Here is a 12,894-nt window from a genome sequence, read left to right as displayed (position 1 = left end):
TCACGCCCGGTTGATGAGGCTCATGGCCTCGGCCCGGGTGCTCGAGCTCTCGCGCAGCATGCCTCGCACGGCGCTGGTGACGGTGCGCGCGCCCTCGGCCCGCACCCCGCGCATCGACATGCACATGTGCTCGGCCTCGATGACGACGATCGCACCTGCCGCGCCCAGCTCGCTCATCAGCGCGTCGGCGATCTGGAAGGTGAGACGCTCCTGCACCTGCGGACGGCGCGCATAGACATTCACCAGACGCGCGAGCTTGCTCAACCCGGTGACGGTCCCGCCGTCGGGGATGTACCCGACGTGGGCGGTTCCCATGAACGGCAGCAGGTGGTGCTCGCACATCGAGTGGAAGCGGATGTCGCGCACCAGGACGAGCTCCTGGTGGTCGATGTCGAAGGTGGTCGACAGCGGCTCGTGGGCATCCTGGCCCAGGCCTTCGAAGACCTCGGAGTACATGCGCGCCACCCGTGCCGGGGTGTCCAGCAGCCCGTCCCGATCCGGATCCTCGCCGATGCCGGCGAGGATCTCCCGGACGGCCGCCTCCACCCGTGCGTGATCGACGGCCATCTCAGCGCCCCGTCCCGGGGCCGCCGTCGTAGCCGTAGCCCTCGCCCGTGCCGTCGCCGTGCGGGGCGCCGGGGATCTCGGGGCCGTCCCCTCCGGGATGCGGGAGCTCGGGCGGATTCGGCTGCAGGGGCTCGCCCGCGTCATGCGACTCGGCACCGGTCGCCGTCGTGGCCGCACCGGCCTGGGGCGCCGCCAGAGCGGGCCGTTCCTGGCTGGACTGCCACACCTCGCGCAGCGGGCGCTTGGTGACGTCGGAGAAGATCGCCGAGAGCTCGCGCTCGTTCAGGGTCTCCTTCTCGAGCAGCTCCTCCACCAGGCGATCGAGGACGTGACGGTTCTCCACGATCACCGACCAGGCCTCGTCCAGCGCATTGTCCAGGAGCAGGCGCACCTCCTGGTCGATCACGCTCGCGGTCTCGGCGCTGAAGCGGGGCGCCTGCCCCTGCTGCATGCCCACGAAGACCTCGTCCTGCTCGCCCGCGAGGGCGACCTGGCCGACGGCGTCGCTCATACCGAGCTGCATGACCATCGTGCGGGCGATCTTCGTGGCGTTCTGCAGGTCGGAGCTGGGTCCGGTGGTGACGTCATGGAAGATGCTCTCCTCCACGGCATAGCCGCCCATCGCGTAGGCGAGGCGGTCCAGCAGCTCGTTGCGCGACTGGTAGTTGCGGTCCTGGGTGGGCACCACCATGGTGTAGCCGCCAGCACGCCCGCGCGGCAGGATCGTCACCTTGGTGACGGGCGCGGAGTTGTTCATCGCCGCGGCCACCAGGGCGTGACCACCCTCGTGGTAGGCCGTCATCTGGCGCTCGCGATCGGACATCACCTTCGAATAGCGCTGTGGTCCCATGGACACGCGGTCGATGGCCTCGTCCAGAGCACGGTCGTCGATGATCTGATTGCCCGAGCGGGCGGTCAGCAGCGCGGCCTCGTTGAGCACGTTGGCGAGGTCTGCGCCGGACATGCCGATGGTGCGCTTGGCGACGGCCTCGAGGTCGACGTCGTGCGCGAGCGGCTTGCCCTTGGCGTGCACGCCGAGGATGTGCAGGCGGCCCTTGAGGTCAGGGGCCTCCACCCCGATCTGACGGTCGAACCGCCCCGGGCGCAGGAGGGCGGGATCCAGGATGTCCACGCGGTTGGTGGCGGCGATGAGGATGACGTTCTGGTTCTCCTCGAACCCGTCCATCTCCACCAGCATCTGGTTCAGGGTCTGCTCGCGCTCGTCGTGGCCGCCGCCCATGCCGGCGCCGCGATGACGGCCGACAGCGTCGATCTCGTCGATGAAGATGATCGCCGGGGCGTTCTCCTTCGCGGTCGAGAACAGATCGCGCACGCGGCTGGCGCCGACGCCCACGAACATCTCCACGAAGTCCGAGCCCGAGATCGAGTAGAAGGGCACGTTGGCCTCGCCGGCGACGGCCTTGGCCAGAAGGGTCTTGCCGGTGCCGGGAGGGCCGTACAGCAGCACGCCCTTGGGGATCTTGGCGCCCACGGCCTGGTACCGGCCCGGGTCGACGAGGAACTGCTTGATCTCGTCGAGCTCCTCGACGGCCTCCTCGGCGCCGGCGACGTCCGCGAAGGTGACCTTGGGGGCCTCCTTGTTGAACAGCTTCGCCTTGGACTTGCCGAACTGCATGGCCTTGCCGCCGCCGCCCTGGGCGTTCATGATCAGGAACCAGAACACGGCGATCAGGAGCACGAGCGGGAGGAACGACAGCAGCAGGGTGGACCACCACGAGCTCGACGCGATCTCGTCGGTGTAGCCCTTCTCGGGCGCCGCGTTCTCGACCGCCTGCACGACATCGGCGCCGCGGGCATTGACGTACGAGAAGCGGACCTGCTTGCCCTTGTCGTCATCGCCGTCGACGAAGTCCTCGGTCAGGACGAGGTCCACGCGCTGCTGGTTGCCGTCGATGATCTTGGCCTGCTCGACGGTGCCGCCCTCGAGCAGCTCGAGACCCTGCTGGGTGTCGATCTCCTGGTAGCCGTCGCGGCCGAACAGCGAGAACAGGGCCATGCCCAGCAGCAGTGCCACCAGGATCCAGATCGCCACCGACGTGAACGGGCGGCGCTTCCTGCCCTTGGTGTTCTTCTGCTTGGAGGAGGTGTCCGCCATATCAGTCCTCGTAGACCGAGCGCTTGAGCACGCCCACGTAGGGGAGGTTCCGGTAGGCCTCCGAGAAGTCGAGTCCGTAGCCGATCACGAACTCGTTGGGAATGTCGAAGCCGACGTACTTCACGTCGATCTCCACCCGCGCCGCCTCCGGCTTGCGCAGGAGGGTGCAGATCTCGACGCTCTTGGGGCCGCGCGAACGGAGGTTCGACAGCAGCCACTTCAAGGTCAGGCCCGAGTCGATGATGTCCTCGACGATCAGCACGCGGCGCCCGTCGATGTCGGCGGAGAGATCCTTGAGGATCCGCACGACGCCGGAGGACTTCGTGCCCGAGCCGTAGGAGGAGACCGCCATCCAGTCCATCTCGACGTCCAGCGGGATCGAACGGGCGAGATCGGCCATCACCATCACCGCACCCTTGAGGACACCCACGAGGATCGGCGGTTCGTCCGCGTAGTCCGCGGCGATCTGCTCACCGAGCTCGGTGACCTTCTCGCGGATCTGCTGCTCATCCAGCAGAATCCGTTCGACATCGGGATGGTGGTGCGTCTGGGGCACGCGGATCTCCTCCAGGGAACGTGGTGGGGTGCGTCCGCCGCGGCTCACGGATCCGTACGGCGCCACACCAACAGGCCGTCGCGGCGAGCGACCTCGATCCTACCCGGTACGGGTACTGCTGCCTGACCATGCCATGAGACCACCAGAGCGTCGATCGTGAGCACCTGCCGGCGCAGCAGCGACTTGGTGGACCCGGCGCGTTCCGTCTCCTCCTCGCAGAGGTGCCGAGCCCGCCGCGAGGCGTCCCGCAGCACGCGGGTGCGCAGTGCGGCGGGAGCGACGGCCAGAGCATGGACGTCCAGGAGCAGGAGGTCCTCCTCCTCACGCTGCTCGCCGCCGTCCCGGACCAGCGAATCCAGCAGGTCGTGCGCTTCGGCGTCGAGATGGTCGACGTCGGGGCGGAGGAGGTCGGCGGTGCGGGCGAGGTTCACATCGACCTGCTCGCCGAGGACCTCCCGCAGCAGCGGGAGCGCCCGATGCCGCACCCGGGCGCGGAGCATCGACTCGTCCGCGTTCATCGGGTCCTCCCACCACTCCAGGTCATGGAGGCGGCAGATCTCCTCGGTGTCCTCCCGGCGCAGCGCCGTGGACTCGTCGCGGCCGGTGCCGAGGAACGGCCGCAGCAGCGCGTCGCGAGAGCGCGGGATCCCTGCCAGCGCCCGCGGCCCAGCACCGCGTGCCAGGCCCATCAGCACCTGCTCGGCCTGGTCATCGAGGGTGTGGCCGAGCAGGAGGGCGAGGGCGCCTCGATCCTCGAGCAGTGCGTCCAGCGCGGCATGACGGGCATCGCGCGCCGCGTTCTCGAGCCCGCCGGGAGCGTCGGGGTCCACCCCCACCCGCAGCACGTGGGCCGTCGCCCCCAGCCGTTCGGCCTGGGCCCGGGCACGCTCGGCGACGGAGGAGGACTCGTCCTGGAGCCCGTGGTCCACGATCGCCGCCTCGCACTCCAGCCCCATGCGTGACGCCACCCAGACCGTCGTCGCCAGCAGCGCGAGCGAGTCCGCTCCCCCGCTGAGACCCACGACCACGCGGGGCGCGAGCCTGCCCACGGCGGTGTCGTCCGCGAGCGTCTCGAGCCGCTGGGCGAGCGCGCCGCGCACCGCGGTCCTGCCGCGGGCGACGACCGGGGGCGGTCCGGCCATCAGGAACCCCTGACCATCTCTGCGGCGACGTCGTCGACCGCGGCGCGGGCTGCGTCGGCGTCGGCGCCGTCGAAGCCGTGCACCACGATCGAGAAGCCGGCGGTGCGTCCGTCCGCCAGCACGACGGTGCCGGCCAGGGTGGAGGAGCCTCCGAGATATCCGGTCTTGCCTCGCACCAGGCCGCGGGCGTCGCTGACGTCCTGGTCGCCGAACCTGTCGGCGAGGGTTCCGCTGAGCCCGGCGATCGGGACGTCGAACAGGATCTGCTGCAGGACAGGCTCCTCGGGCGAGGATGCCTGGGCGAGCACTGCGGAGAACAGGGCCGGCGGGACCCGGTCCTCCGTCGAGAGCCCGGACCCGTCACGGATCGTGAGCGCCTCGAGATCCTCCGCGGGGACTCCGGCTTCGGTGGCGAGGTCGCGCACCTCGGCCTCGACCGCAGCGGCAGCCCCCTCCGTAGTGGTCTCGTCGCCGCGAGCGGCCGCGACGAGGTGGGCCAGCAGCTCGGCGGTGGTGTTGTCGGAGATCAGGAGCGTGTGCTGCACGATCTCGGAGAGCGGAGCGGAATGCACCTCGACGCTCGGCGCCTCAGTCGGCGCGTCGGCCGACGTGACCTTCCCGGTCACCGTGAGCCCCTGCTCCTCGAGCAGCTCCACGAAACGCCGGGCGACGTCCCCCTCCGGGTCGGTCGACTTGGGTCCGTACTGCTCGCCGTCCAGCCAGCCTTCGTCCAGGGCGAGCGTGGCGGTGGGCGTGACCCACCCGCCCGCTGTGCCGTTGCTGCCCCAAGCAGGGTTCGCGCCGCCGCTGAGATAGCTGGTGTCCAGCGCGAGCGAGACCTCCTCGGTGCCCTGGTCGGTGGCGAGCTGCGCCGCCTGGGTCGCGAGGTCGCGCAGGTCGGCATCGGTGAGAGTCATGTCACCACCGCCCTGGAGAGTGATGAGTCCGTCCTCGACGGTCGCGCGGGTGGTCAGCACCTCGTCCCCGGTGTACAGGCGCAGCACAGCGGCGGCGGTGAGCAGCTTGAGGGTCGAGGCGGGGACCCGTGCGGCGTCAGCATCCCGTGCGGCGATGACCTCGCCGGTCTCGACGTCGACCACGCTGAAGGCGAGCCCGTCGTCCACCACGGGGTCCCCAGCATGCGCGGACATGCGTTCTTCCAGGTCAGCACTGCTGGTGGGGTCGACCTCCGGTGCCACGTCAGGCCCTGGCGCGGCGGCGGGGACACGGTCCCAGTCCTCTGCCTGCGCACGCGGGCCCGCCTCGGGGCCCTCCTGCTCGGAGCTGATCGTGAGCACCCCCGGGAAGGCGTCGGTGAGATCCCCGATCAGATAGAAGCTCGCGGGCACGGCGGCGCACAGCACGATCGCCGTCGTGCGCCACACCCGCTCGGGTACTCGTCCCACCATGCCCCCACGATATGGTGTCCCGGTCAGAACCAGTGCCCACAGGGCCGGAGCAACGGAGCGGCTGTCGTGGAATTCGACGTAACCATCGAGATCCCTCGCGGGAACCGGAACAAGTACGAGGTGGACCACCACAACGGGCGGATCCGCCTGGACCGGATGCTGTTCACCGCCACTCGCTATCCCGATGACTACGGGTTCATCGAAGGCACCCTCGGTGAGGACGGGGACCCCCTGGACTGCCTCGTGCTGCTCGAGGAGCCCACGTTCCCGGGATGCCTGATCCGCTGCCGTGCCCTCGGCATGTTCCGCATGCGGGACGAGGCCGGCGGCGACGACAAGATCGTCGCGGTCCCGGTCGGCGACCGGCGACAGGTGCGCCGCCAGGAGCTCACGGATGTCTCGGAGTTCCATCGGCTGGAGATCCAGCACTTCTTCGAGGTCTACAAGGACCTCGAGCCGGGCAAGAGCGTCGAGGGCGCGCACTGGGAGGGCCGCAGCGACGCGGAGGCCGAGATCCGTCAGTCCTACCAGCGTGCCGTCGGCACGGAGCATGAGAACGACTTCACACAGGAGGTCTGAGTCCGCATCGCCCGGACCTCGCCTGCGGAGCGGACCGGCATGACGAAGGAGGGGCGCCCCGTCGGGGCGCCCCTCCTTCGTCATCTGCGCGTCGGCGTCTGTGTTCGTCGCCTGCGCGTCGGCGTCGGTGCACGGTCATCCGCGCACCCGCTCACCGCGAGCGCCGCCCGACGTCCCGGCGGGACTCAGCCCTCGAGCGCGGGGCCGTCCCCGGCGAGCTCGCCCTCGAGCGTGGGTGCCTGGGAGAAGATCTCCAGCATCGCCTCGACCACGGAGCGGGAGACCGCCCGAGCGCCGAAGCCACCGATGACCGCGCCGACACCGAAGGGCAGCAGACGCCCGAGCCACAGCTTCCCGGTGCGGGCGAACACCCGACGCCGCACGTACTTCGAGATCTGCTTGCTCACCAGACCGGGCAGGAAGCCGCCGCCCCCGCCGAGCACCGCGTTCCACTGCAGGCCCTGCTTGCCCATCGCCTTGGCGATGATCTCGGCGCCGCGGTCACCGCTGAGCACGCCCATGAGCACCAGGCGTCGGGTGCTGCGGTCCGACATGTCGACACCGTGGATGTCCGCCGCGGCGAGGGTGAGGAACGCGCAGGCCTCCGCGAAGGAGATGCCCTCGCCCACCGTCAGCCCCAGGGCAGCGGCCGTGCCGAGACCCGGCAGCGCCGCGACCCCGCCGATGCCCGCACCGGTCAGCGTCATCAGGGAGGAGAAGCGTCCGGTGACCTTCTCCAGCAGCTGCCGGTCGGTGGCCTCCGGGTGCTTGGCGCGCAGACCCTCGACATAACGACGCGCGAGCGGTGCCTGCACCTTCATGGCGCCATCGATCACCGACAGCCAGCGCTCGTCGAGCTGCTCGCGGACGTCGCCGTCCTCGAGCTCTCCGCTCTGCGGTGTGTTCTGGTCATCCGAGCTCACCATCGGCTCCCCTCATCTCGTGTCATGCATGTCGTGAACAGGGACAAGCTACCGCCCCCGCCTGGCAGCACGCCTCCGTCGCTGCTCTGGGCGCGGTCTCAGCGAGCGATGACCTCGCCCTCGCCGAGCTCGGCGATCTCCCCGCTCAGGCCGAGGCGACGCACCGCCTCCCCCAGGTCCGCGTAGTACGGCGCGTACCCGGACTCGATGTACGAGCGCGGGACCATCAGGTCGTGGCAGAGGGTCCCGGCCAGATGGTCGGTCTCGTGCTGGAGGATCCGTGCCGGCCAGCCCACGTGCTCCTCGTCGATCTCGCGCAGCTCACCGCCCGGCAGCAGCTCCAGGGCCTGCACCCGCACCCGGCGGGACCTCGGCACGATGGACTGCCAGCCGTCGACCGACAGGCATCCCTCCCATGCGTAGACGCGCTCGGTGCCCAACAGCGTGACCTGTGGGTCCAGCAGCGCACGGAGGGGAACGGGCCGACGCTCGAGCAGATCGTCCTCGGCATCGCGCTCCTCGAGGTCGTCGAGCTCGTCGGTGTCGTCGACCGCGCGGCGACCGTGGGACTCGTGGGGCTGATCCGGCGCGTCGTCCCCGTTCTCCCCGTGCTCCCCATCCTCCCCGTGCTGTTCCTCCTCGGACCCGACGCCTGCCGCGGCGCGCACGCGATCCTCGATGACGTACAGCGACAGAGGCAGCCCGACCTGCGGTGCGGCGAGCCCGACGCCAGGAGCATCGCGCATGGTGACCGTCATCGCGTCGACCAGCTCCAGCAGCAGCTCGGGGGCCAGTCGCCCGCGTGCGGAGAGGGAGGTGCGGCGCAGGGCGGGATGACCCGCCTGGACGATGCGCAGCGGGTCACCGTCCTTCGCGCGCCGGTCGAGGATCTTCCGGGTGAGCTCAGTGATATCCACTCCCCCAGTATCCCGCAGCGGACCACGCCGCACCGCTGCGGCTCCGTGCTCGCCCTTCCGTCGACACGGGACCGGACAGGGTTTTCCGGCAGATGAGAGATGGGATACACTCACCTCGCCGGTGCAAGGGAGCACCTCTTCGCGAGGGGCGATCGAGACCGGTGACCATCACTTCACAACGGACCGTCCGGCACGTACCTGCCGGTGAAGGAGCACCACCATGGCAACAGTGACTTTCGACAACGCCTCGCGCGTCTACCCGGGCCAGGAGCGCCCGGCCGTCGACAACCTCAACATCGAGGTCGGCGACAGCGAGTTCCTCGTCCTCGTCGGCCCGTCGGGCTCCGGCAAGTCGACCGCCCTGCGCATGCTGGCCGGGCTCGAGGAGATCGACGCCGGCCGCATCCTCATCGGCGACCGCGACGTCACGGACGTGCCGCCGAAGGACCGCGACATCGCGATGGTGTTCCAGAACTACGCTCTGTACCCGCACATGACGGTCGCCGACAACATGGGCTTCGCCCTGAAGATCGCCGGCACCCCCAAGGCCGAGATCCGCAAGCGCGTCGAGGACGCCGCCGCGATCCTGGACCTCAGCGAGTACCTCGACCGCAAGCCGAAGGCGCTCTCGGGCGGTCAGCGTCAGCGTGTCGCCATGGGTCGTGCGATCGTGCGTTCGCCCCAGGTGTTCCTCATGGACGAGCCGCTGTCCAACCTCGACGCCAAGCTGCGTGTGGCGACCCGTACCCAGATCGCGTCGCTGCAGCGTCGCCTCGGCGTCACCACGGTCTACGTGACCCACGACCAGACCGAGGCGATGACGATGGGTGACCGCGTCGCGGTCCTCGACCACGGCGTCCTGCAGCAGCTGGACTCCCCGCGCCGCATGTACGACCACCCGAACAACGTCTTCGTCGCCGGCTTCATCGGCTCCCCCGCCATGAACCTGTTCGACACGAAGCTCACCGATCAGGGAGTGGAGTTCGGCGGCGCCGTGGTGCCCGTGGATCGCTCCACGCTCTCCGAGACGGACGAGACCTCGGTCACCGTGGGCGTCCGCCCCGAGGACCTCGAGCTGGTCTCCGACAACCAGGGCATCGCGATCGAGGTCGACCTCGTCGAGGAGCTCGGCGCCGACGCGTTCATCTACGGTCGCCGCGAGGGTGCGGACGAGACGGACAAGCCGTTCATCGCACGAGTCGACGCCCGTCGTCCCCCGGTCAAGGGCGAGACCGTCCACTTCCGTCCGGCCGAGGGTCACATCCACCTCTTCGATGCGAAGAACGGTCAGCGCCTGGGCGACTGATCCTCCCCGCAGCACCATGCGACGGGCGTCCGGCTCCTGCCGGGCGCCCGTCGCCGTATCCACGGGACGCGACCTCCCGCGCGATGTGATCCGGGGAACGGATGCGGAGCCGGCAGCGTGAGGTTTGTGTATCCGGGCGGTGAAAAACCGTCATCGGGTGGGCACACGAGTCGTGATCAGGAGACAATGGAGCAATGGCACCCCTGGAGATCACCGCGTCCCGGGCCGACCCCGCACTGCTGGACCTCCCCTGGGACCAGCCGCTGGAGGACTGGCCCGAGGACATGCTCGCCGCTCTTCCGCGCGGCATCTCGCGTCACGTCGTGCGCTTCGTGCGCGTCTCGGGACGAGTGCTCGCGCTCAAGGAGATCAACCATCACCTCGCCAAGCGCGAATACGAGATGCTCCGTCTCCTCGGCCGCATCGGTGTGCCCTCGGTGGTCCCGTTCGCAGTGATCTCGGGCCGCACCACGCGCACCGGCGAGCCGCTGGATGCCGTGCTGATCACCCGTCACCTGCAGTTCTCCCTCCCCTACCGGGCCGTGTTCAGCCAGGTCTCCCGGGAGGACACCGCACAGCGCCTGCTGGACGCACTGGCCGTGCTGCTGGTGCATCTGCACATCGAGGGCTTCTACTGGGGCGACGTCTCCCTGTCCAACACCCTGTTCCGTCGCGACGCGGGGTCCTTCGCCGCCTACATCGTCGACGTCGAGACGGGCGCGCTGCACGAGAAGCTCACGGACGGTCAGCGGCACTACGACCTCGACCTGGCGCGCACGAACATCATCGGCGAGCTCATGGATCTGCAGGCCGGCGACCTCTTCGACCCCGAGGCCGATCCGGTCGAGGTGGGCGATGACCTGGTGCGCCGTTATGACGAGCTGTGGGCCGCCCTCACCGAGCGCGAACGCTTCTCCGCGGATGAGCGGTGGCGGGTGTCGGCTCGCATCGAGAAGCTCAACCGCCTCGGGTTCGACGTGGGCGAGCTCGAGATCACCACCGATCTCGACGGCACCACGCTGTCGATCCTCCCCAAGGTGGTCGACGCCGGCCATCATGCCCGACGGCTCATGCGCCTGACCGGCATCGACGCGCAGGAGAATCAGGCACGCCGCCTGCTCAACGACCTCGACCAGTACCGCGCTTCCACCGAGCAGCAGGCCGAGGACGAGGAGTTCGTGGCGCACGAGTGGCTGCAGCACCAGTACGAGCCGGTGGTCCGCGCGATCCCGCGATCGATGCGCTCCAAGCTCGAGCCGCCCGAGTTCTACCACGAGGTGCTCGAGCACAAGTGGTTCCTCTCGGAGAAAGCCGGCACGGATGCCAGCCTCGACGAGACCGTGCGTCATTACATCCTCAACGTGCTGATCCACCGGCCCGATGAGAAGTCCCTGGTCACCACGGAGACATCCGCACTGCCCATCTTCGACAGCTGAGGGCCGCCGACCATGGCCGTTCCCCCTCCTGCCGGCGATCGCACGCTCTCGAACCTCTCCCTGCGCGACCAGCTGCGGGTGGATCGTCTCCCCCTCCGCCTCCTCCAGATGCTGGTGGGGCTGACCGGCTTCGGCTTCTCCCTCGCGATGCTGCTGCGCTCCGGTCTCGGCGGTGCCCCGTGGGACGTGCTGCACGCGGCCCTTGCCGAGCGGGCGGGCCTCACCGTCGGAACGCTCAGCATCGCGGTGAGCTTCGTGGTGCTGCTGCTGTGGATCCCCCTGCGCGAGCAGCCGGGGATCGGCACCGTCGCGAACGCGATATGGGTCGGTGTGAGCATCGATCTGGGGATGCTCGTGCTGCCGTCCGTCCAGGGCCTTCCGATGGCGCTCGTGCTGATGATCGTCGGCGTCGTGGTCAACGGGGTCAGCGCCGCCATCTACATCGGCGCCCAGCTCGGCCCCGGCGCCCGCGACGGTCTCATGACCGGTCTGGCGCGGCGTCTGCGTCGCCCCGTGGGTCCGGTGCGGATCTGCCTGGAGGTGCTGGTGCTGGCGATCGGCTGGAGCCTCGGAGGACCGGTCGGCGTCGGCACGCTGCTCTACGCCGTCGGGCTCGGGCCGGTCATCCAGCTCGCACTCCCCCGTGTGATCATGCCCGTGCGGCGCCCGGTACGGGCACCGAGCGCTCACCGCGATGCTGCTGCGACGGAGCCTCCGGCGGATCCAGCCTGACCTCCTCGCCCCGTCTCGACAGGGCTGAGGCCGTCAGCCGAGCCGCAGACGGGATGGACGCCGACGCGACGGGCCCGGAAGGTACGTCCCCGGGAAACACGGCTCCGGAGAGCTTGGGTGCCAACGGCATGGGAGCCGACAGCGCCGTGGCCGCCGACTCGTGAACAGAGCCCGGACGGTCCGCCACTGGGCAGACCGACCCGGGCTCGGTCACGCGTGCACGATCCCTGGTGCTCTTCAGGCGTGGCCCTGGGCCGCGCGCACTCCGGAGATCTCGTACAGGGCGATCGCGGCGGCCACGGAGGCGTTCAGCGACTCGCTGCGACCGGTCATGGGGACCGAGACGACCTGATCGCTGATCTCCCTGGCGAGCCGGGAGAGGCCCTTGCCCTCGGCGCCCACGACGAGCACGGTGGGCTGGGTGGCGAGGTCGAGACCACGAGTGGTCACGTCGCCGTCCGCATCCATGCCGAGCACGAAGACGCCGTCGCCCTTGAGGGCGCTGAGGGTGCGGTTGAGGTTCGTCACCTGGGCCACGCGCACCCGGCCCGCGGCGCCGGCCGCCACCTTCCACACGGCCGCCGTCATCGACACGCTGCGACGCTCGGGCAGGATCACGCCGTGCACGCCGAAAGCGTCGGCGCTGCGCAGGATCGCGCCGAGGTTGCGCGGATCGGTGATGCCGTCCAGCGCGATCAGCAGCGGCGTCTCGAAGGCATCCGAGGCGATCTTCAGCAGGTCCTCGATCTCCGCGTACTCGTAGGGCGGCATCGTCAGGGCCACGCCCTGGTGGACGACGTGGTCGGTCATGCGGTCCAGGTCGGTGCGCGAGGCCTCGGCGATCGGCACGCCCTGGGCGGTGGCCAGACGCATGATCTCGCGGACCCGTTCGTCGGAGTCCATCCGCACCATGACCGTGAGCTGCGTGGCCGGCACGCTCTCCTGCAGCGCCTCCAGCACGGCGTTGCGGCCGGCGACCTGGTCGCTGCCGGGCTGCTTGCGGCCGCCCTTCGAGCCGGAGCCGCCACGGTTCCCCGCCGCACCCGGGCCGCCCTTGGCGTTGCCGTACTTCTTGTGCGCGGGGCGTTCCTCCGCGCGGGGCGTCGGGCCCTTGCCCTCGAGCGCGCGACGACGCACCCCGCCGGAGCCGACGGTCGCGCCCTTCTTGCCCTTGCGCACCGCGCCGCGACGCGAGCTGTTGCCTGCCATGG

At 69.9% G+C, this 12,894-nt stretch carries 12 protein-coding genes; 4 read left to right on the top strand and 8 right to left on the bottom strand.

The window, feature by feature from the left end; all coding sequences use genetic code 11:
- The 5 genes from folE to CIK81_RS07290 are packed head-to-tail and all read right to left on the bottom strand — an operon-like array spanning position 1 to position 5,790.
- Entirely contained in the window at positions 1 to 567 is a 567-nt protein-coding gene (gene folE / locus CIK81_RS07310; RefSeq protein ID WP_096166349.1) for a GTP cyclohydrolase I FolE, read from the bottom strand.
- Position 568: 1 nt separating this feature from the next.
- Positions 569 to 2,683, bottom strand: coding sequence for an ATP-dependent zinc metalloprotease FtsH (gene ftsH / locus CIK81_RS07305; protein ID WP_096166348.1), 2,115 nt, complete (start codon positions 2,681 to 2,683; stop codon positions 569 to 571).
- 1 nt (position 2,684) lies between these two features.
- The gene (gene hpt / locus CIK81_RS07300) at positions 2,685 to 3,239 is read right to left on the bottom strand and encodes a hypoxanthine phosphoribosyltransferase (protein WP_096166421.1); all 555 of its coding nucleotides are present in this window, start codon (positions 3,237 to 3,239) and stop codon (positions 2,685 to 2,687) included.
- Positions 3,240 to 3,283: 44 nt separating this feature from the next.
- The gene (gene tilS / locus CIK81_RS07295) at positions 3,284 to 4,381 is read right to left on the bottom strand and encodes a tRNA lysidine(34) synthetase TilS (protein ID WP_096166347.1); all 1,098 of its coding nucleotides are present in this window, start codon (positions 4,379 to 4,381) and stop codon (positions 3,284 to 3,286) included.
- A complete protein-coding gene (locus tag CIK81_RS07290) occupies positions 4,381 to 5,790 on the bottom strand; it encodes a D-alanyl-D-alanine carboxypeptidase/D-alanyl-D-alanine-endopeptidase (protein WP_096166346.1) in 1,410 nt (469 codons plus the stop codon). The genes tilS and CIK81_RS07290 overlap by 1 nt, the downstream gene beginning before the upstream one ends.
- A gap of 66 nt (positions 5,791 to 5,856) precedes the next feature.
- Between CIK81_RS07290 and CIK81_RS07285 the strand changes: the two genes are divergently transcribed.
- A complete protein-coding gene (locus CIK81_RS07285; protein ID WP_096166345.1) occupies positions 5,857 to 6,369 on the top strand; it encodes an inorganic diphosphatase in 513 nt (170 codons plus the stop codon).
- 185 nt (positions 6,370 to 6,554) lie between these two features.
- Here CIK81_RS07285 and CIK81_RS07280 read toward each other — a convergent pair whose 3' ends face one another.
- Together CIK81_RS07280 and CIK81_RS07275 are read right to left on the bottom strand one after the other, a co-directional pair.
- Entirely contained in the window at positions 6,555 to 7,295 is a 741-nt protein-coding gene (locus CIK81_RS07280) for a hypothetical protein (RefSeq protein WP_176485660.1), read from the bottom strand.
- Positions 7,296 to 7,390: 95 nt separating this feature from the next.
- A complete protein-coding gene (locus tag CIK81_RS07275; protein ID WP_096166344.1) occupies positions 7,391 to 8,209 on the bottom strand; it encodes a peptide deformylase in 819 nt (272 codons plus the stop codon).
- 220 nt (positions 8,210 to 8,429) lie between these two features.
- On the opposite strand from CIK81_RS07275, the gene CIK81_RS07270 reads away from it, so the two are divergent.
- The 3 genes from CIK81_RS07270 to CIK81_RS07260 all read left to right on the top strand — a co-directional run bounded on the left by CIK81_RS07270 (position 8,430) and on the right by CIK81_RS07260 (position 11,683).
- A complete protein-coding gene (locus CIK81_RS07270; protein WP_096166343.1) occupies positions 8,430 to 9,515 on the top strand; it encodes an ABC transporter ATP-binding protein in 1,086 nt (361 codons plus the stop codon).
- Between the two features lie 194 nt (positions 9,516 to 9,709).
- Complete coding sequence (locus tag CIK81_RS07265) at positions 9,710 to 10,951, top strand: DUF4032 domain-containing protein (protein ID WP_096166342.1); 1,242 nt, start codon at positions 9,710 to 9,712, stop codon at positions 10,949 to 10,951.
- A 12-nt stretch (positions 10,952 to 10,963) separates the two neighbouring features.
- On the top strand, positions 10,964 to 11,683 hold the full coding sequence (locus CIK81_RS07260) for a YitT family protein (RefSeq protein ID WP_096166341.1): 720 nt from the start codon (positions 10,964 to 10,966) through the stop codon (positions 11,681 to 11,683).
- Positions 11,684 to 11,920: 237 nt separating this feature from the next.
- Here CIK81_RS07260 and rlmB read toward each other — a convergent pair whose 3' ends face one another.
- Positions 11,921 to 12,892 (bottom strand): 23S rRNA (guanosine(2251)-2'-O)-methyltransferase RlmB, encoded by a 972-nt coding sequence (gene rlmB / locus CIK81_RS07255; protein WP_114355575.1) that lies wholly within the window; start codon positions 12,890 to 12,892, stop codon positions 11,921 to 11,923.
- Positions 12,893 to 12,894: the final 2 nt, after the last annotated feature.

Source organism: Brachybacterium sp. JB7, from assembly GCF_003335205.1.
Taxonomy (GTDB): Bacteria; Actinomycetota; Actinomycetes; order Actinomycetales; family Dermabacteraceae; genus Brachybacterium; species Brachybacterium alimentarium.
This window is presented reverse-complemented; position numbering and strand designations above follow the sequence as displayed.